A 16,566-nucleotide genomic window follows, 5' to 3' on the forward strand; every position below is an offset into this window, starting at 1 on the left:
ATCCACTAACGGACGACGGCGGCCATGGATTACAGTCCCGAAGCCATCCGCACGATCGCTCTGGTCGGCCATGCCGGCTGCGGCAAGACCTCGCTTGCCGAAGCGCTCCTGCACCAGGGCGGCGCGCTGCACGCGCCAGGCAGCGTGAATCGCGGCACCGCCCTCTGCGATTTCGATCCCCTCGAACGCAAGTACCACCACTCCCTCAATTCCGCCATCGCCCACCTGGACCACCAGGGCACGCGCATCTACCTGCTCGACACGCCCGGCTACCCCGACTTCGCCGGCATGTCGATGAGCGCGCTGCCCGCGGTGGAAACGGCGGCCATCGTCATCAACGCGCGCACCGGCATCGAAATGTCCACGACGCGCATGATGGCGTATGCGCAGCAGCGCAAGCTGTGCCGGATGATCGTCGTGAACGGCATCGACGCGGAAAAGGTCGATTTGCCTGGACTGCTCGCGCAGATACAGGAGACCTTCGGCAAGACGTGTTTGCCGATCAATCTGCCCGCGCAAGGCGGACGTGAAGTGGTGGACTGCTTTTTCAACCCTGTGGGCGAAGCCGATTTTTATTCGGTGGAAGCCGCGCACAATGCGCTCATCGACCAGGTGATCGAACTCGATCCCGAGTTGATGGAGCTGTACCTCGAACAAGGCGAAGCGATCAGCCCCGAGCAATTGCACGCGCCGTTCGAACGCGCGTTGCGCGAAGGGCACCTCGTGCCGGTGTGCTTCACCTCTACCGCGACGGGCGCGGGCATCGCGCAACTGCTCGACGTGTTCGTGAAACTTCTGCCCAATGTCACCGAAGGCAATCCGCCGCTCTTTTACCGCGAGGTGGACGGCAAGGAAGGCAAGGAGCCCGTACGCGCCGAACCGGACGCCGATAAACACGTGCTCGCGCATGTGTTCAAGATCGTGATGGACCCGTATATCGGCAAGGTGGCCGTGTTTCGCATTCATCAGGGCACGGTGACGCGTGACAGCCAGCTCTATATCGGCAACGCGCGGCAGCCGTTCAAGGTGGCGCATCTGCTCATGCTGCAGGGTAAAGAGCATACGGAAGTCCAACGCGCGGGGCCAGGCAATATCTGCGCGGTGGCGAAGGCCGACGATATCGGCTTCGACGCCGTGCTGCACGACGCCCCCGAAGACGGCAACATCCACCTCACACCGCCTGCGTTTCCGAATCCGATTTACGGTCTCGCTATCGAGCCCGCGCGCCCCGGCAACGAGCAGCGCGTGTGGGAAGTGCTGCAAAAGCTCGCGGCGGAAGACCCTTGCCTGCAGATCGATCACCCCGAGGGCACCAACGAGACCGTTGTACGCGGGCTCGGCGAGCTGCATTTGCGCTACATGCTGGAGCGGCTAACCGATCAGTACAAACTCGAAGTGGTGACACGGCCGCCTACGATCGCATGGCGCGAGACGATTGGCGGCAAAGCCGAGGGTCATTGCCGCCACAAGAAGCAGACCGGCGGCGCGGGGCAGTTCGGCGAGGTCATGCTGCGTGTCGAGCCGTTGCCGCGCGGTGCGGGCTTCGAATTCGTGGATGCCGTGAAAGGCGGCGCGATTCCTTCGCAGTTCATGCCAGCGGTGGAAAAAGGCATCTTGCAGGTGATCGACAGCGGACCGCTCGCGGGTTTTCCCATGCAGGACGTGCGCGTGATCGTGTACGACGGCAAGCACCATCCGGTGGATTCGAAGGAAGTGGCGTTCGTTACCGCGGGGCGCAAGGCGTTTATCGATGCGGTTTTGAAGGCACAGCCTATTGTGCTCGAACCGATTGTCGACATCGAGGTGATGACGCCCGAGGCCGCGATGGGTGACATCATCGGCGATCTTTCCTCGCGGCGCGGGCAGGTGCACGGCACGCGCACGATGGGCGGGCAGGCCATGGTCATTGCGGGGAAGGTGCCGCTGGCCGAACTCAACGACTATCAGTCGCGGCTGAATTCGCTCGCGGGCGGGCATGGGAATTACAGTATTCAGCTGAGCCACTACGATCCGGTGCCGCCGACGCATCAGGAAAGGCTGGCCGCGCAGCATAAAGGGCGGGGGGAGAGTGTGGAGTGAGGGCGCTGCCGCCGATCGCTATCCAAGTCGCGACGATAGTTGCCAGGTCGCCTGGATCAGCGGCGTGACATAACTGCGCACGTCGTGCGGTGCAGCGAAAGACACGCCCATGGCGGCCAGCGGTTCGCCGCGGCGGTTGAGTACCGGCGCCGCAAGTTCGCAAACACTGGGACCGATGTCCGAGCGGGTTAACGCATAGCCGACGCGCTTGATCTCAGCAAGCTCGTGCATCCATGCCTCTACGCCGGCGAGCGCAGACGCCGTATCCGGCGCACGTGCCGAGATGAACTCGCTCCAGTAGTGCTTCTGCACATTCACGGGAAGCATGCTCATCATGGCTTTGCCGGCGGCGCACCGATGCAGCACGTCGGACAGGCCCACATAGACCCCGAAGGTATCGGCGAACGGCCACGCAACATGGGCGACAACGAGCGCGTGCGAGCCCGCCTGCACGCTCAGTTTCACGCCCTGGTGCAACTCGTTTTTCAGAACGTCGGCGATTGGGTGGAATAGCGGCACAATCGGCTGTTGCAGATAGGCGGCGGACGCCATCTGGAAGAGCCTCGCGCCCGCGCAGTACGCCTTCCTGCGCTGCAGGTCGCGCACCACCATCCCCCTCTGCAGCAGCGTGCCGAGAATGCGGTGGCAGCTCGTAACGGGGAGGTTCACGCGCTCCGCGATCTCCGAAAGCGTGAGCGGCCACGTGGACTGGACTAGCGCTTCCAGAATGTCGAGCGCCCCGTCTACGGCGGGGGCTTTCGATTTTTCTTCGGGCAATGGATCGGGCGCGTTCATCGGCGAATATTCTAGCGGCATTGACCGGACTGGCCAAACTGGGACCAAGCCTTTGCCGGAAGCGGGCAAAGGCCTGGTCCCACGAGGCTGCTGGATTGGCACAGCGGTTCAGAACGAATGCCGCATGCCGATGCGCACATCGGCCTGGGTCGTCGTTGTCGACGGCGTGAAAGCGTAGCCGATCACCGCATCGACGCCACTCGATGCCTTCAGCCAGTCGCCCGACAGATAAACATCGGTTCGCTTGGAGAGCAGATAGTGCAACCCGGCGGATAGCTGGTTCCAGTGATGACCCTCGAAGTTCGTGTACTGATAGCCGCCGATCGCGCTGAACGCCGGCGTAACCTGCCAGTTCGCGCCGCCTTCGGCAACCTTCATGTGCGACTCGGTGCCGAATGCCTTGATCGTCGTATAGGTGAAGTTGCCCATCAGCGTCACCTTGTCGAACGCGTAGCTCGCACCCACGCCAAACGTGCTCTGCCGGTCCACCGGGAACGCGGAGTTCGCGTACAGATCGGTGACTGCACCCGTCGCCGGGTCCACGCTAACCGTCGGCTGGCCGAGAAACGTCTTCGTTCCGATCATCGCGTAGGGATCGAATGCGGAGACGCCATGCGGGTTGTTCAGCTGTGTGTAAGCCGTGCCGATCGTGAACTGGCCAGTCGCATAGTGCGCGCCCGCGCTCCATGCGCTGTTCTGGTGGAAGTCGCCCGCGACTCCGCCGAACGAGTACATGCCGCCGAACGAAAAGCCCGCGAATTCCTTCGAGGCGAACTTCACCGAGTTCGGCAGCCGGTCGCCATTGAGGCGATCGAAGTCGCCCTGGTGAATCGCGTACCCGCTCGCCCAACCGGAGATGTTGTAGTTCGACATGATCTCCCGTGTCATGTCGTACTGGTTGCCGAGCGACAGCGTGCCCCAGGCGTTGCTCAGTCCAACATACGCCTGCCGGCCGAATTCCGCGCCACCCTGCGCGAGCGCGCCGTTGCCCAGATGAAAACCATTTTCGAGCACGAACACTGCCGACAGTCCGCCGCCGAGATCCTCGGTGCCTTTCACGCCCCAGCGGTTCCCCCACGACACCCCATCATCGAACTTCACGACGCGCGCGCCACCCGAGTTGCTCAAGTAGGTCACGCCGCCGTCGATGATTCCGTATAGCGTCACGCTGCTCTGAGCATGGCTTGTGACAGGCAATCCCGCCGCCAATACCGTTAGCATGCCGAATAAATTTCGTTTCGAATTTTTATGCATTATCTTTTAACCTGTAAAAAACGTCTCCCGCAGGCAGTTTCAGTCGGCCGCGCTCTCCAGAATCATGTCTGCCGCCTTTTCCGCAACCATCATCGTCGGTGCGTTGATGTTGCCCGAGGTGATGTTCGGGAACACCGAGGCATCCACCACACGCAGGTTCGTCATGCCGTGCACCCGCAATTGGCCGTTCACGACCGAGCGTTGCGTATCGCTGCCCATCGCGCACGAACCGCAGAGGTGGTAGATCGATCCGCTCTGCTCGCGAAAGAACTGCAGCATGCTCGCGTCGTCGGACACCGCCTCGGCCGGACGGACTTCTTCGGCCGTAATCCTTTTGAGCCAGGGCGTTGCCGCAAGATCGCGCACGAGCCGGCTGCCGGCAATCGCCTCGGCCTGATCGTGCTCAGTCGACAGGTAGTTGGGATCGATGTGTGGCGCTGCGTGAATGTCGGCGCTGGTCAACGCGATGGAGCCACGACTGGTCGGTCTGCACGGTGCGAAAAAAATCGTGTAGCCGGAGTACGGCTCGACGCGCGGCATGCCACCCGATTCGGGCAGGACATAGGAAAGCGGGTTGAAGTACAACTGCACATTCGGTGCTTTCTCCGCGCCGCTCGTGCGCAGGAAGCCGCCGGCCTTGACCGTTGTCGCAAAGATCCCCTTGCGTCTGAACAGGTACTGCAGCATGGCCCGCGCCTGCTGCGGCAGGCTGCGTACCTCGTCGTTCACGGTTGGACAGTTCGCGCGATAGTAGTACGACGCGCACAGGTGGTCCTGCAGGTTCTGGCCAACCGCGGGTGAATGATGGACCACCGGAATCTGGTGTCGCCGTAGCAGTTCCGCGTCGCCCACGCCCGAGCATTGCAGCAGCTTCGGCGTCTCCACCGCGCCAGCGCAAAGGATGACTTCGCGACGGGCGGCGAAATGCTGGCGATGGCCCCTGATCAGCACATTGACACCGGTCGCCTTCCGGTCGCGGTCGAAGAGGACACGCTCCACGAGCGCATCGGTCTGCACCACGAGATTCGAACGCTTGATGGCGGGATGCAAGTAGGCTGTGCACGATGAATCCCGTTGCCCGTCGCGTGTGTTGATGTCGTAGACGCCGAAGCCTTCGAGCCGCACGCCATTGAAATCATCGTTGCGGCGATGGCCCAGCGCCGTGCATGCCTCGAAAAACGACTCGCAGATCGGGTGGACAGCGTCGCGCGTAATGCGAATCTTGCCGCTGCTGCTATGCCATTCGGTATCGCCCGCGTGGTGCGATTCCAGCCGCTTGAACCAGGGCAGCACGTCGTCCCAGCCCCAGCCCGGATTGCCCTGCGCGGCCCAGTCGTCGAAATCCCGTTGCTGGCCACGCACGTAAATCATGGCGTTGATCGCGCCGGAACCACCCAGCACCTTGCCGCGGGGCGTATAGACGCGCTGGCCCGCCAGCTCACGCTGCGGCGCCGTCTGATAGCGCCAGTTGTATTTCGGGTGATAGAACAGCTTGGCGAACCCGAGCGGCATGCGCAGCCACATGGATTTGTCCGCGCTGCCCGCCTCGAGCAGCAGCACGCGGAACTTGCCGGACTCGCTCAGGCGGTCCGCGAGGATACAGCCAGCGGAGCCGCCCCCGACGATGATGTAGTCGAACATCGATGCACCCATTGCCACTATTCCTTGTCGACCGCGTAGCGCGCTTTCCAGCTGTCGGACGGACCGGCCTTCACATCGAACGGCTGCGTCGAGACGGTGAGGTGCAGCCGTCGGCTCGTGTACGGCATGTTCGCCTTGACGACTTCCATGTCGAGTTCGACGCCGAGACCCGGTTCGCTCGACGGGATGATGTAGCCGTCTTCCCAAACGATTGGCTTCTTCAGGATCTCGGCGTGGAAGCCTTCCCAGCGCATGATGCTTTCCTGGATCAGAAAATTGGGCGACGCCACGCCGAGCTGAATACTGGCGGCCGCGCCGATCGGACCGTTGTAAAGGTGAGGCGCGATCTGCGCGTAGTAGACCTCGGCCAGACTCGCGATCTTCTTCGCTTCGAGAATGCCGCCAACGCGCCCGAGATTCATCTGCAGGATCGAGGCCGCATTGTTGCGCAGCACGTCGAAGAACTCGTACTTGGTGGTCAGGCGCTCGCCGGTCGCAACCGGAATGCTGGTCTTCTGCGCGACCCGTCCCATCGCCTCGGACTGCCCCGGCGGAACGGGCTCTTCGAACCACAGCGGGTCGTAGGGCTCGATATAGCGGGCGAGCCGCACCGCAGCCGAAGGCGTCATCTGCCCGTGCGTACCGAAGATGAGATCGCACTTCGAGCCGACCGCTTCACGCAGGCGCCGGCAGAATGCAGCAGACTGCTCGAGCAGTTCCAGGCTGAGCTGGTGCCCACAATAGGCCGTATAAGGTCCGGCCGGATCGAACTTGATCGCCGTGAATCCCTGCTTCACGTATTCCTCTGCACACCGAACCGACGGTTCGATGTCCTCGTAATCGTGACTGTACGTGCCGTCATCGTTCTTCGGATACAGGTAGGTATAGGAACGCAGGCGCTCATTGACCTTGCCGCCGATCAGTTCGTAGACCGGTTTGTTCGCCGCCTTGCCGATGATGTCCCAGCACGCCATCTCCAGGCCGCTCACGATTCCCATCATGCTCACATCGGGACGCTGCGTGAAGCCGCTCGAATAGGCTTCGCGAAAGAACCGTTCGATATGGTGCGGATCGTGGTTCTCGAGGTAACGCTCGTACACGTCGGCGATGGCCTTTTCCATCACGTCGGGATGGAAGCTTGCCGCGTAGACTTCGCCCACGCCCTCGATGCCGCAGGCCGTTTTCAGCTTCACGAAGATCCAGTAGCGCCCACCAATGTACGGAGGCGGCACGGCAACGACGTAAGTTTCAAGCGAGGTGATTTTCATGAGTCTTTCTTGGGAGAGTGGGATCGCTGGGTGTTACCGGCCCGGAAAACGATAGTGCTCGGTGCGCTTCTTGAAGATATACACGAGGCCGCTGCCCAAAAGACAGCACGCGCCGATGTACGCGAAATAGAGTTGCGTGCCCAGCACGCCAGGGAAACGGTGCGAGATGGCCGAGCTGATCATGGGCAGGAACACGTCGGGCGAGAGGCCGATCATCGAAATGATTCCGATCGCGAGCCCGGTCACGCGCGCCGGCACGTGGCAACGATCGATGATCGCCCAGTACAGCCCGTGCACCGAATACGTCATCAGGCCGAGCACCACAATGCAGCAAGCCAGCAGCCACATGGGGACCGTCGCGGGCACCAGCACGAACAGCAGCCACGCAATCGCGGCCGCGAGCATGCCGCCGCCCAGCACGTTGACGTTGGAGAACCGGTCGCCGAGGAAGCCGCCGCCGATGGCGCCGATCGGGCGCATCCACAGCTTGATGACGGTCAGCTCGCCAGCGAGCACAGCGGAAGCGGAGAAGTGCTCCTGAATGTAACTGGAGAACGAGAACGTGGCCCACAGCAACTGATAGCCCGCAAGCACGATCAGGCTGATGAGCCAGATCTCCGGAATGCGGATCAACGTGACGAAGTCACCGAGTGCCGAAGCGCCGCCCGCTGCATCACCCGGTTCAAGCGTGCGGTTCCGGTCGTTCGGCAGGATCAACCCGGCAAGCACGCCAATCCCGAGGCACGTATACGCGTACATGTGGATCACGGGCCGCAGGGAAAGCTGCGGGGCAAGACTCGCATAGTGAGCAAAGATCGCCACCGCGATTGACGCGAGCACCGCTTCGGTGAGGCCGCGGCCACCGTCGAGGATTCCGAAAAAGCGGCCCTGCTCCTGTGCGGTACCCAGCAGCTTCACCGCGCGCAAGATCGCCGACCAGAACGTCAGCCCCCCTGCGATACCCCAACCGAGAAAAATCCAGCGCAGCATCGACGGTTCAGGATAGGTGGCGAACCACAGGCCGAGCAAACCGACTACGCCAAGAGAGAACACGACGAGCCAGCGTGAGCTCACGCGGTCAGCAAGCCAACCGCTGGGAATATAGGTGACCACGTAGACGATGCCCAGGATCGAATAGAGCTCGCCAAGCTGGTCGGAATTGATGTGGAATGCCTGCAGCAGCGTATTTTCGAAATTCTGGCGCAGGTACAGCAGCGGATACAGTGCGCCGGCGGCCAGTGTCAGGACGGCCAGCTGAAAGTAGCGGACTAACGGCGAACCCGTCGCAGGCGATTGCGCCAGTGTCTGCTCGGGCGATTCGATTGTTACTGTCATGACGTCTCCTTTTTTAACTGCCTTGTATCCGGTTTTCTGAACCGGTATTGCATGACAACCTCGTGTTTTCCCGGGTAGATGCTTCACCCGCTATCTGATTTGCACTCCGAACTATATGCAGCGATATCCTGATGCGATTCGCGGGACCTGGCGCACCTTGCAACCGTGCAGCCAGGCCAGCCTTTCAGTCCATCTCGACGTTGCCTCAGTACGGCACGACAACCAGACGCGTCTGCGTGAACGCGAGCATGCCGTGCTGGCCATCGTCGCCGCCGATGCCCGAACGTTTCCAGCCGCCGTGGTGGCCCTGATACGGATCGTCGGGAATACGGTTCACGTAGCATTCGCCCGCTTCGATCTCGTTGGCTACGCGCATGATCGTTCGATGGTTTTCGCTGTAGATCATCGAGGCAAGCCCGAACTGGTGATCGTTGGCCATCTCCAGCGCCTCATCGAGCGTGCGGTAGGTCACAACGCCTAGCACTGGCCCGAACGTCTCTTCCTGGACGATCTCCATCTCCTGCCGGCATCCGGTGAGGAGCGTGGGCGGATAGAAGAAGCCCTTGCCCTCGGGAATCACGCCGCCGCACTCGAGCACCGCCCCGTCGTCGATCGCACGCGCCACCATCTGGTGAATGTGCAGGCGTGCGTTGTCGTGGATCAGCGGTCCCATCCAGTCGTGGTTCCTGCTGCGATCGCCCCACTGGCGCTCGCGCATGCGGTTGCGCAACAGCCCGATCAGCTTCGGCGCGACTTCCTCGTGCACATAAACGCGCTCGACGGCGGTGCAAAGCTGGCCGCAATTCGTGGTCTTGGAGCGCACGATATCGGCCGCCGCCTGTTCGAGATTGGCGTCCGGCTCGATGATCGCCGGCGTCTTGCCGCCGAGTTCCAGCGCCACCTTCGCGATATTGACCTGGGAATATTCGAGCACCTTCCGGCCCGCGCCGACGCTCCCTGTCAACGTGATCATGCCCACGGACGGGTGCGTGCAGATCTGCTCGGCCACGACGTGGCTCATCGCCATGATGTTGATGACGCCGGCAGGGACATTCGCGTCCTGCACGGCGCGGGCGATTTCCAGCGCCGAACATGGCGTGTAGCTGCTCGGCCGGACGACGACCGTATTGCCGGTGATGAGCGCAGGCGCGACCTTGCGCATCAGCGTATAGACGGGGGAATTGAACGGAATCAGGCAGACCACGACGCCGATCGGCTCGCGAAACAACATCAGGTTCTCGCTGACGTTATCGCTCGGAATGAGTTCGCCGGTAATGCGGCGCGCCCACTCCGCGTGATAGCGCGTGACTTCGGCTGCGTACTGGACTTCGGCACGCGCATGCTGGGGGCTCTTACCGGATTCGAGTGCGAGTGCCTGGCCGATGCTGTCGGCACGGGCAACCAGGGCGTCGGCGAGCCGGTGCAGGACTTTCGCGCGTTCGGCAGCGGGCATGCGCCGCCATTTTTTCTGTGCGGCGGCAGCGGACTGAACGGCCAGATCGGCATCTTCGGGACTGGCGCTGTCGACGGCGGCGACGATGTCGCCCGTTGCGGGATTGCAGACTTCGATGGAGGGGGCTCGGGCCGAATCGTTGAAATGGTTGTCGGCAAAATTCTGGTAATGGCGCACGTTGACGTCCTTGTTCGTTGAAGTGCCCGCTGGCTTGCAGAGTTCACGAGGACTATACGAGCGCGATTTGGGCAGGGTCAATGAATTCCCATACGCCAGACTTTTTTTCCATATATGGAAAAAGACGTCGGTGCCAGGCTGTACCTGTGAAGCCACGGACCTCGAAGCCTTCTTGATTAGGAAATGAACATTTCCTATAATCGCCCCCATGGCATCCGAGCACCCATCCCAACCTGTGGCCCGCAGCCCAGGCCGCCCGCGCGAATTCGACATGCAAACCGTCGTGGACGGCGCCGTGCGTGTATTCCGCGAGCGCGGCTACCACGCCACCTCCGTAGGCGACCTCAGCGAAGCAACGGGCCTGACCGCAGGCAGCCTTTACAAAGCCTTCGGCGACAAGCGCGGCGTGTTTCTCGCCGCATTCGACCATTACGTCACCACGCGCCACGCCGAATTGCGCCATCGCCTCGACAAGCATTCCAAAGCGAGCGAAAAGATCCGCGTCATCCTGCTTTTCTACGCCGAATCGTCACATGGCAGCGAAGGCCGGCGCGGCTGCCTTGTCGTTTCAAGCGCAACGGCACTCGCCACTTTCGACGACGAAATCGCCTCGCGCATCGAAGCGGCCATGCGGCGAACCGAAGAGATGCTGCGCGAACTCCTCCAGCAAGGCCAGAACGACGGCAGTGTTGCACCGGAAATCCATGTCCCGGCCATGGCGCGCACGTTGCTCGCCCTGCTCCACGGCTTTCGTTTGATCGGCAAATCCGGCCGCACGCAGCGCGACATGCTCGCCGCGACCGAAGAAGCCATGCGCTTGCTGCGTTGAATTTTTTTGGTCAATTTGGAAATAAATATTTCCAAATTGACTGTGCGTTTCTCTACACCCACAGGAGCTTCACGTCATGAGCACGCCCTCACGCATGATCGACCACGGTCCGGCCTCGCTGCCCGACCCCATCCTGCCCGGCTTCGAGCATCGCTTCGCGACCGTCGAAGGCACGCGGCTCCACTACGTCATCGGCGGAAAGACAGAAGGCGAAACCGTGGTGCTGCTGGCCGGCTATCCGCAAAGCTGGTTCGCGTGGCGCAAGGTCATGCCGCTCCTCGCGCAGCGTTACCGCGTGATCGCCCCGGACCTGCCCGGCCAGGGCGATTCGGACCGGCCGCAAGACGGCTACGACACGCAGTCGCTCGCCACCGCCCTGCACGCGTTGCTCGGCAAGCTCGAGGTGCGTCGCTATCACCTCGCCGCCCACGACGTTGGCGCATGGGTCGCCTATCCCTACGCGGCGCTTTTTGGCGACGAAGTGGCGACACTCGCATTGCTCGACGCCGGCATTCCCGGCATCACACTGCCGGACGCGTTGCCGGTTGCGCCGGAGCGCGCATGGCGCACCTGGCACTTCGCCTTCCATGCGGTTGCCGATCTGCCGGAGTTGCTGATAGCGGGCAAGGAGCGCGCATACCTGGACTGGTTTCTGCGCCGCAAGACGGCAAATCCGCGGACCTTCACGGATGCGGATATCGACGAATATCTGCGCGTGTTCACGAAGGACGGCGGCTTGCGCGCGGGGCTGGCCTACTACCGCGCGGCCGATGTTTCGGCGCGCCAGAACCGCGAGTTGGGTGCGCGCGGCAAATTGCGGATGCCGGTTCTCGCGCTGAGCGCCGATCAGGGCTCGATTGTCGACATGGCAAGTCCGCTGCGCCATTACGCCGATGAGGTGCAAGGCGCGACGATCGCCCACTGCGGCCACTTTCTGCCGGAGGAACAACCGGCTGCAGTTTCAGAAGCACTGCTAAGCTTCTTCGAACGGAAACAGTGAGATCGAAAGCGGCTGCGAAACAATGCGTTGCACTGCCACTTTCGAACTTATTCGATTTTCTGGGTCGTAGTGGACGGGCTAGTCTGAAAGGCTCTTCACTTTCCAACAGCGCGAGCCCATTATGCGTCCCGTAGTGCTTTCCCATACATCCCGCGATATCGTCCACGACCCCATCGCAAAGCAGGTCGACGGTTGCTCACTGCTTGGCGCGGTCGTCCTGTTGACATTTGCCGTTGCGATCTGCATGACGACGGTCGGCCAGCTTTGGGGCACGCTCAAGGGTCGGGATTCGCGCTTCCGGTAAGCAGCGAGTGCTGTCAACCGTCGAGCACCGGCGCGAACAGCGCGAGATAGCCGGCGGGGTTGACGGCCTGCCCATTGACGAGCACCTCGAAGTGCAGATGCGGGCCGGTCGATCGTCCGGTCGAGCCGACATCGGCAATATGTTCGCGCGGCAGCACGACCTCACCCACGCGCACATCGATTTTCGACGCGTGGCCGTAGCGTGTAATGAAGCCGTTGCCGTGATCGATCTCGACCGCGTTGCCATAGCCCCGCTTCGGCCCCGCGTAGATCACACGACCGCCGGCGGCGGCCAGAATGGGGGTGCCGGCCGCGGCGACCAGATCGACGCCGGGGTGAAAGCTCAGACGGTGCGTGAAGGGGTCGATGCGGTTGCCGAACGGCGAGCCGTCGCGGCCGCCCTGGATCGGCCGGCGGCCGGGAAAGGCGTCCCACGCCGCTTCGTGCTGGGCCACGCTGCGCTCCAGTGCCGAAAGCGTTGCCGCCATACAGTCGATACCGCCATTGGCGGCCTTCGCGCGCTCGCGCGCGGCCGACGCTTCGAGGCAGGGCCTGGGCGGCAGTTCGGGGCCGCCCTCGGCGGTGCTGTCTTCGCGTGTGCGCGCCGGGGCGAGTGCCACCTCCGTGGCGGCGCCGCGCGGCGGCTGCGCGCGCAGACGCTCATTGAACTGGTTGAGCGCAGCGAGTTGCGCAGCAAGGTGTTCGATACGCGGATCAGGCAAGGCTGAAGCGGCGCTATTGGAGGCGCGCCCAATCTCTCCGGCCACGACATGGTGTCCGATCGCGCCTGCGTCGGGCACGCTGCCGACGCAACGGCCGGCCGCGATACCGGCAGCGAACGCAATCAACGCCACGACGCACGCCGTGACGATGACAGCAACCCGCGACGCGCGGTGCGTCAGGTCGTTCAGATACCTTTTGGGAAACAGGGACAACATCAGGAATATCGGGCCCATCACGGCGCTCCTTGCGGCGACATCATCAATATTGAGATGGTGCGCCCGCGCCGCTGTGCCTCCTATCGGACAAGTTCTAATTCGCCCTGTCCCCACAGGGCGCACGTCTTACTCCGGCGCCTCGACCGTGGTCACCGCCGAGGAAAACACATACCCCTCGCTGCGCAGCGTCTTGATGTAACGCGGCTCACGCGCCTCGTCGCGCAGGCGCTGGCGCAGCCGGCTCACGAGCAGGTCGATCGAGCGGTCGAACGCATCGGCCTGGCGGCCTTGCGTGAGGCTCAGCAGCTGGTCGCGCGTGAGCACGCGCTGCGGGTGGTCGAGGAACACGCGCAGGAGCCGGTATTCCGCGCCGCTCAACGCGACGATGGTGCCTTCGGCGTCGAGCAGATGGCGCGCCGTGGTGTCGAGCCGCCAGTCGCCGAATGCGAGCAGTTGCGCCGACTCGCTCACTTCCATGCCCGGCGGCAGCATACGTGTGCGGCGCAGCACCGAGCGGATGCGCGCGAACAGTTCGCGCACGGCGAAGGGCTTGGGCAGATAGTCGTCGGCGCCCATTTCGAGGCCGACAATGCGGTCCGTCTCCTCGTTGCGCGCGGTGAGCATCACCACGGGCACGGCGCGGAACTTGCCCGCGCGCAATTCGCGGCACAGCACGAGGCCATCGTCGCCAGGCATCATGAGGTCGAGCACGATCAGGTCGGGCGCGCCGCTCTCGAGCAGCGTGCGCATCTCGCGGCCGTTCGCGGCCAGCGACACGCGCATGCCGTTCTTTTCGAGGTAGGCCCCGACCAGTTCACGTATGCCGCGGTCGTCATCGACGATCAGGACGTGATCGATCTTTTCCGTCATGGGTTATTTTTCTCCTTGCGCGCGAGGCGTGAACGGGTTTCCGCAATGCACGAACAGTACACCGGATGGGCAATCTCCGCAGCCAGGCCGCTCGCCGCGAAGAACAGGATCGCGAGCAGGCGTCTCATGCGTCCTCCATTACGGAAAGGCTCGCACCGTCGGCGACCGACGCTTCGAGCGCGTAGACATCCACTCCTTCCAGACAGCCGAGATTGACGCGCCAGCGCGCCGGGTCCCTGCGCGTCTGGTGAAACGGATAAATGCCGCAGTGCTTGCAGAAATAGTGCTTCGCCACGCGCGTATTGAACTGGTACAGCGTGAGCGCGTCTTCGCCCGCGAGGATCGTCAGTTCGCGGCCCTCGAACATCGGGCTCATCAGCGCGCCCTTGCGGCGGCACAGGCTGCAGTTGCAGCGCCCGGCCGGCTCGATGGCGGTACGGACTTCGAACTTTACCGCACCGCAATGACAGGAACCCTTCCAGCTAGTCGCGTTCGTCGACGTGCTCATGTTGTTGCTCTCCGCTCGATTGATTTCGTTGGCTGATCGATAACGCAAGGCGCGCGCGGCGCTCTATCGCACTGCCTCTGCCGCGCCCGCAGACACAGCACATTGCAATGCGCTCGCGAATCCGTGCAAAAAGGCCGCGCACAACGCAGTGCACAACGCGCGGCGCGGCGCGTACAACCCGCAACCGCACCGCCAGATTCAGGACCACAATGTGCGCTGGTGCGCGTATCCAGCGCGACGACCTGAAACGACCGGCAATGACCGCCGCCGGGCCCGCAACAAACCGGCATTGTTGATGCTCGCTTGCTGTGGCGAGCAAAACTCAGAGAACGGCTCCAGGAGGTCCCCATGAAATGCCTGCGAATCTACGCCGACGCCCAGGGCGAGTCCCATTTCGAGGACATCGATATCCCGCTCACGCCGCTCGAGCTCTTTCCCAACATCCCGCCCATTTATCTTTCGACGTGGGAGCAGGTGAAGGCGGTGCGCTTTGGCTGGGTGCCGGCGGGCCTCAAGGAGGCGGACTGGCATACCACGCCGGTTCGTCAGTTCGTGATCTGGATGACCGGTTGGGTCGAGTTCGAAACGAGCGACGGGGACACGCGCCACTGCGAGCCGGGCACGGTCGTGCTGTGCGAAGACACCGTGGGCAAGGGTCATCGCTCGCGCCACCCCGAGGAGGGCCAGTTCAACGTGTTCATTCCGCTGGCCGACTGACATCGAGAAGCGCTTACAGCGCGCCGCGCTTCACCCATCCGCGCCGCCAAGCACGAGCCGTCCTTCGAGCCCGCCTTCGGGCCGGTTGCGCAGCGTGAGCTGTGCGCCCATCGCCACGGCGAGCTGGCGCGAGATCGCAAGGCCGAGGCCCGTGCCGCCCGTGCCCCGATTGCGCGAGGTTTCGAGCCGGTAGAACGGCTCGAACACCTTTTCGAGCGCTTCTTCGGGAATGCCGGGGCCGCTGTCGAGCACCGAGATCGTGACGGTCTTGTCCCGCGGCGACGCGCTCACCTCAATGGCCGCCGTGCTGCCGTACTTCAGCGCGTTATCCACGAGATTGCCGACGATGCGGCGCAGCGCCTGCACGCGCGTGACGATCGCCACGTTCAGGCGGCGCTCGAACGTGACGGGCGAGCCTGCATCCACGTAGTCGCACACGAGGCTGTCGAGCAGCGCATCGAGATCGACGCGCGCGGGCGCTTCACCGGTGCCGTGCAGCGTGCGTGCGTAGGCCACGCCCTCCTTCACCAGTTGCTCCATCTCGCGCAGGTCCTGCGCGAGCTTTTCCGCTTGCGCGCTGTCGTCCATCTGGTCCACGCGCAGGCGCATGCGCGTGATCGGCGTCTGCAAATCGTGGGAGATGGCCGCGAGTATCTGCATGCGCTCGGCCACGTGCGCCGAGATGCGCTCCTGCATGGCGTTGAACGCACGCGCCGCGCGCGCCACTTCGGAAGGCCCTTCTTCCTCCAGGCGCTCCGCCTTCAGGTCCGGACCCAGCGCGTCGGCCACGCGGGCGAGTTCGTGCAGCGGCCGCGTGGCCGTGCGCACCGCGAACCAGCAGCATGCCGCCAGCACGATGAGCTGGGCGACGAGCACGGCCGGCAGCCAGCCCGACAAGGGCAGCGCGGGACCCGGACGGTAATCGATGGTGAGCGGCGAGCCGTCGGAAAGCCGCAAATGAATCTGCAGACGTTCGCCGTTGCCGGGCACCGAATTGGTCGTGAGCGCGTACTTGTCGGCGGTGCCCGCCGCGATGGCCGACGCCACGTCCTTCGAGCGGCGCGCGTCGGGCGGCTCGCCGGGCGTCCCTGGGCCGAGAATGAAGCTGTAGGTGCGCCGCGCGAGCTGCGGCAGCCACGCCGCGCGGTCGGCGGCGGGCAGATGGTCGAGCAGCGCCACGGAGATGGCGACTTCGCGCGAGATGTAATTGGTCATCATGTTCGCGGTGGCGTCGTTACGCTCGGTCATCGTGAGCTTGAACGACAGCAACTGCGCGAGCGCGAGGCCGACGCAAAGGATCAGGGCGAGGCGCGCAAACAGCGTACGCGGCCAGCGCAGCGCGCTCGTTGCCGCCCCGCCCGCAAAACCAGCGGCTTGCATGTTCGGACTCCGTGTGCAG

At 63.4% G+C, this 16,566-nt stretch carries 15 protein-coding genes; 4 read left to right on the forward strand and 11 right to left on the reverse strand.

The window, feature by feature from the left end; genetic code table 11:
• The first annotated feature begins 24 nt into the window (after nucleotides 1-24).
• Nucleotides 25-2,079: an elongation factor G gene (gene fusA, locus FAZ97_RS30145; RefSeq protein ID WP_158762375.1), complete on the forward strand. Its 2,055-nt coding sequence runs from the start codon at nucleotides 25-27 to the stop codon at nucleotides 2,077-2,079.
• Nucleotides 2,080-2,097: 18 nt separating this feature from the next.
• Here the strand turns inward: fusA and FAZ97_RS30150 are convergent, their stop codons facing one another.
• The 6 genes from FAZ97_RS30150 to aldA all read right to left on the reverse strand — a co-directional run bounded on the left by FAZ97_RS30150 (nucleotide 2,098) and on the right by aldA (nucleotide 10,002).
• On the reverse strand, nucleotides 2,098-2,874 hold the full coding sequence (locus tag FAZ97_RS30150) for an IclR family transcriptional regulator (protein ID WP_158762376.1): 777 nt from the start codon (nucleotides 2,872-2,874) through the stop codon (nucleotides 2,098-2,100).
• A gap of 108 nt (nucleotides 2,875-2,982) precedes the next feature.
• Nucleotides 2,983-4,095 (reverse strand): porin, encoded by a 1,113-nt coding sequence (locus tag FAZ97_RS30155; RefSeq protein WP_158762377.1) that lies wholly within the window; start codon nucleotides 4,093-4,095, stop codon nucleotides 2,983-2,985.
• A gap of 72 nt (nucleotides 4,096-4,167) precedes the next feature.
• Nucleotides 4,168-5,781 carry a GMC family oxidoreductase gene (locus tag FAZ97_RS30160; RefSeq protein ID WP_158762378.1) on the reverse strand — a complete coding sequence of 538 codons (1,614 nt, stop codon included), beginning with the start codon at nucleotides 5,779-5,781 and terminating at the stop codon, nucleotides 4,168-4,170.
• Between the two features lie 5 nt (nucleotides 5,782-5,786).
• Entirely contained in the window at nucleotides 5,787-7,037 is a 1,251-nt protein-coding gene (locus FAZ97_RS30165) for a mandelate racemase/muconate lactonizing enzyme family protein (RefSeq protein WP_158762379.1), read from the reverse strand.
• A gap of 33 nt (nucleotides 7,038-7,070) precedes the next feature.
• Nucleotides 7,071-8,372, reverse strand: coding sequence for an MFS transporter (locus FAZ97_RS30170; RefSeq protein ID WP_158762380.1), 1,302 nt, complete (start codon nucleotides 8,370-8,372; stop codon nucleotides 7,071-7,073).
• Nucleotides 8,373-8,577: 205 nt separating this feature from the next.
• Nucleotides 8,578-10,002 carry an aldehyde dehydrogenase gene (aldA, locus tag FAZ97_RS30175; RefSeq protein WP_233271884.1) on the reverse strand — a complete coding sequence of 475 codons (1,425 nt, stop codon included), beginning with the start codon at nucleotides 10,000-10,002 and terminating at the stop codon, nucleotides 8,578-8,580.
• Between the two features lie 271 nt (nucleotides 10,003-10,273).
• Between aldA and FAZ97_RS30180 the strand changes: the two genes are divergently transcribed.
• Together FAZ97_RS30180 and FAZ97_RS30185 are read left to right on the forward strand one after the other, a co-directional pair.
• On the forward strand, nucleotides 10,274-10,831 hold the full coding sequence (locus FAZ97_RS30180; protein WP_158762382.1) for a TetR/AcrR family transcriptional regulator: 558 nt from the start codon (nucleotides 10,274-10,276) through the stop codon (nucleotides 10,829-10,831).
• Nucleotides 10,832-10,907: 76 nt separating this feature from the next.
• Entirely contained in the window at nucleotides 10,908-11,831 is a 924-nt protein-coding gene (locus FAZ97_RS30185; RefSeq protein ID WP_233271885.1) for an alpha/beta fold hydrolase, read from the forward strand.
• A gap of 317 nt (nucleotides 11,832-12,148) precedes the next feature.
• Here FAZ97_RS30185 and FAZ97_RS30190 read toward each other — a convergent pair whose 3' ends face one another.
• The 4 genes from FAZ97_RS30190 to FAZ97_RS30200 all read right to left on the reverse strand — a co-directional run bounded on the left by FAZ97_RS30190 (nucleotide 12,149) and on the right by FAZ97_RS30200 (nucleotide 14,450).
• The gene (locus FAZ97_RS30190) at nucleotides 12,149-13,090 is read right to left on the reverse strand and encodes a M23 family metallopeptidase (RefSeq protein ID WP_233271886.1); all 942 of its coding nucleotides are present in this window, start codon (nucleotides 13,088-13,090) and stop codon (nucleotides 12,149-12,151) included.
• A 108-nt stretch (nucleotides 13,091-13,198) separates the two neighbouring features.
• On the reverse strand, nucleotides 13,199-13,942 hold the full coding sequence (locus tag FAZ97_RS30195; RefSeq protein WP_158762383.1) for a response regulator: 744 nt from the start codon (nucleotides 13,940-13,942) through the stop codon (nucleotides 13,199-13,201).
• Nucleotides 13,939-14,070: a hypothetical protein gene (locus FAZ97_RS35650; RefSeq protein WP_267904752.1), complete on the reverse strand. Its 132-nt coding sequence runs from the start codon at nucleotides 14,068-14,070 to the stop codon at nucleotides 13,939-13,941. Before FAZ97_RS35650 ends, FAZ97_RS30195 begins: the two co-directional genes overlap by 4 nt.
• A complete protein-coding gene (locus FAZ97_RS30200) occupies nucleotides 14,067-14,450 on the reverse strand; it encodes a GFA family protein (RefSeq protein ID WP_158762384.1) in 384 nt (127 codons plus the stop codon). The genes FAZ97_RS35650 and FAZ97_RS30200 overlap by 4 nt, the downstream gene beginning before the upstream one ends.
• A 348-nt stretch (nucleotides 14,451-14,798) precedes the next feature.
• Here FAZ97_RS30200 and FAZ97_RS30205 point away from each other — a divergent pair, with 348 nt between their 5' ends.
• Nucleotides 14,799-15,167, forward strand: coding sequence for a cupin domain-containing protein (locus FAZ97_RS30205; RefSeq protein ID WP_158762385.1), 369 nt, complete (start codon nucleotides 14,799-14,801; stop codon nucleotides 15,165-15,167).
• Between the two features lie 30 nt (nucleotides 15,168-15,197).
• On the opposite strand, the gene FAZ97_RS30210 is transcribed toward FAZ97_RS30205, so the two are convergent.
• Complete coding sequence (locus FAZ97_RS30210; RefSeq protein ID WP_158762386.1) at nucleotides 15,198-16,547, reverse strand: ATP-binding protein; 1,350 nt, start codon at nucleotides 16,545-16,547, stop codon at nucleotides 15,198-15,200.
• Nucleotides 16,548-16,566: the final 19 nt, after the last annotated feature.

Source organism: Paraburkholderia acidiphila (assembly GCF_009789655.1).
In the GTDB taxonomy this organism is placed as follows: Bacteria; Pseudomonadota; Gammaproteobacteria; order Burkholderiales; family Burkholderiaceae; genus Paraburkholderia; species Paraburkholderia acidiphila.

What these genes read in the sequence shown, in the direction of transcription:
- FAZ97_RS30205 (WP_158762385.1), top strand. Translation starts at nt 14,799, where the DNA reads ATGAAATGCCTGCGAATCTACGCCGACGCCCAGGGCGAGTCCCATTTC.
- FAZ97_RS30195 (WP_158762383.1), bottom strand. Translation starts at nt 13,942, where the DNA reads ATGACGGAAAAGATCGATCACGTCCTGATCGTCGATGACGACCGCGGC.
- FAZ97_RS30160 (WP_158762378.1), bottom strand. Translation starts at nt 5,781, where the DNA reads ATGGGTGCATCGATGTTCGACTACATCATCGTCGGGGGCGGCTCCGCT.
- FAZ97_RS30170 (WP_158762380.1), bottom strand. Translation starts at nt 8,372, where the DNA reads ATGACAGTAACAATCGAATCGCCCGAGCAGACACTGGCGCAATCGCCT.
- FAZ97_RS30210 (WP_158762386.1), bottom strand. Translation starts at nt 16,547, where the DNA reads ATGCAAGCCGCTGGTTTTGCGGGCGGGGCGGCAACGAGCGCGCTGCGC.
- FAZ97_RS30185 (WP_233271885.1), top strand. Translation starts at nt 10,908, where the DNA reads ATGAGCACGCCCTCACGCATGATCGACCACGGTCCGGCCTCGCTGCCC.
- FAZ97_RS30150 (WP_158762376.1), bottom strand. Translation starts at nt 2,874, where the DNA reads ATGAACGCGCCCGATCCATTGCCCGAAGAAAAATCGAAAGCCCCCGCC.
- FAZ97_RS30190 (WP_233271886.1), bottom strand. Translation starts at nt 13,090, where the DNA reads ATGGGCCCGATATTCCTGATGTTGTCCCTGTTTCCCAAAAGGTATCTG.
- FAZ97_RS30165 (WP_158762379.1), bottom strand. Translation starts at nt 7,037, where the DNA reads ATGAAAATCACCTCGCTTGAAACTTACGTCGTTGCCGTGCCGCCTCCG.
- FAZ97_RS30180 (WP_158762382.1), top strand. Translation starts at nt 10,274, where the DNA reads ATGCAAACCGTCGTGGACGGCGCCGTGCGTGTATTCCGCGAGCGCGGC.
- fusA (WP_158762375.1), top strand. Translation starts at nt 25, where the DNA reads ATGGATTACAGTCCCGAAGCCATCCGCACGATCGCTCTGGTCGGCCAT.
- FAZ97_RS30155 (WP_158762377.1), bottom strand. Translation starts at nt 4,095, where the DNA reads ATGCTAACGGTATTGGCGGCGGGATTGCCTGTCACAAGCCATGCTCAG.
- FAZ97_RS30200 (WP_158762384.1), bottom strand. Translation starts at nt 14,450, where the DNA reads ATGAGCACGTCGACGAACGCGACTAGCTGGAAGGGTTCCTGTCATTGC.
- FAZ97_RS35650 (WP_267904752.1), bottom strand. Translation starts at nt 14,070, where the DNA reads ATGAGACGCCTGCTCGCGATCCTGTTCTTCGCGGCGAGCGGCCTGGCT.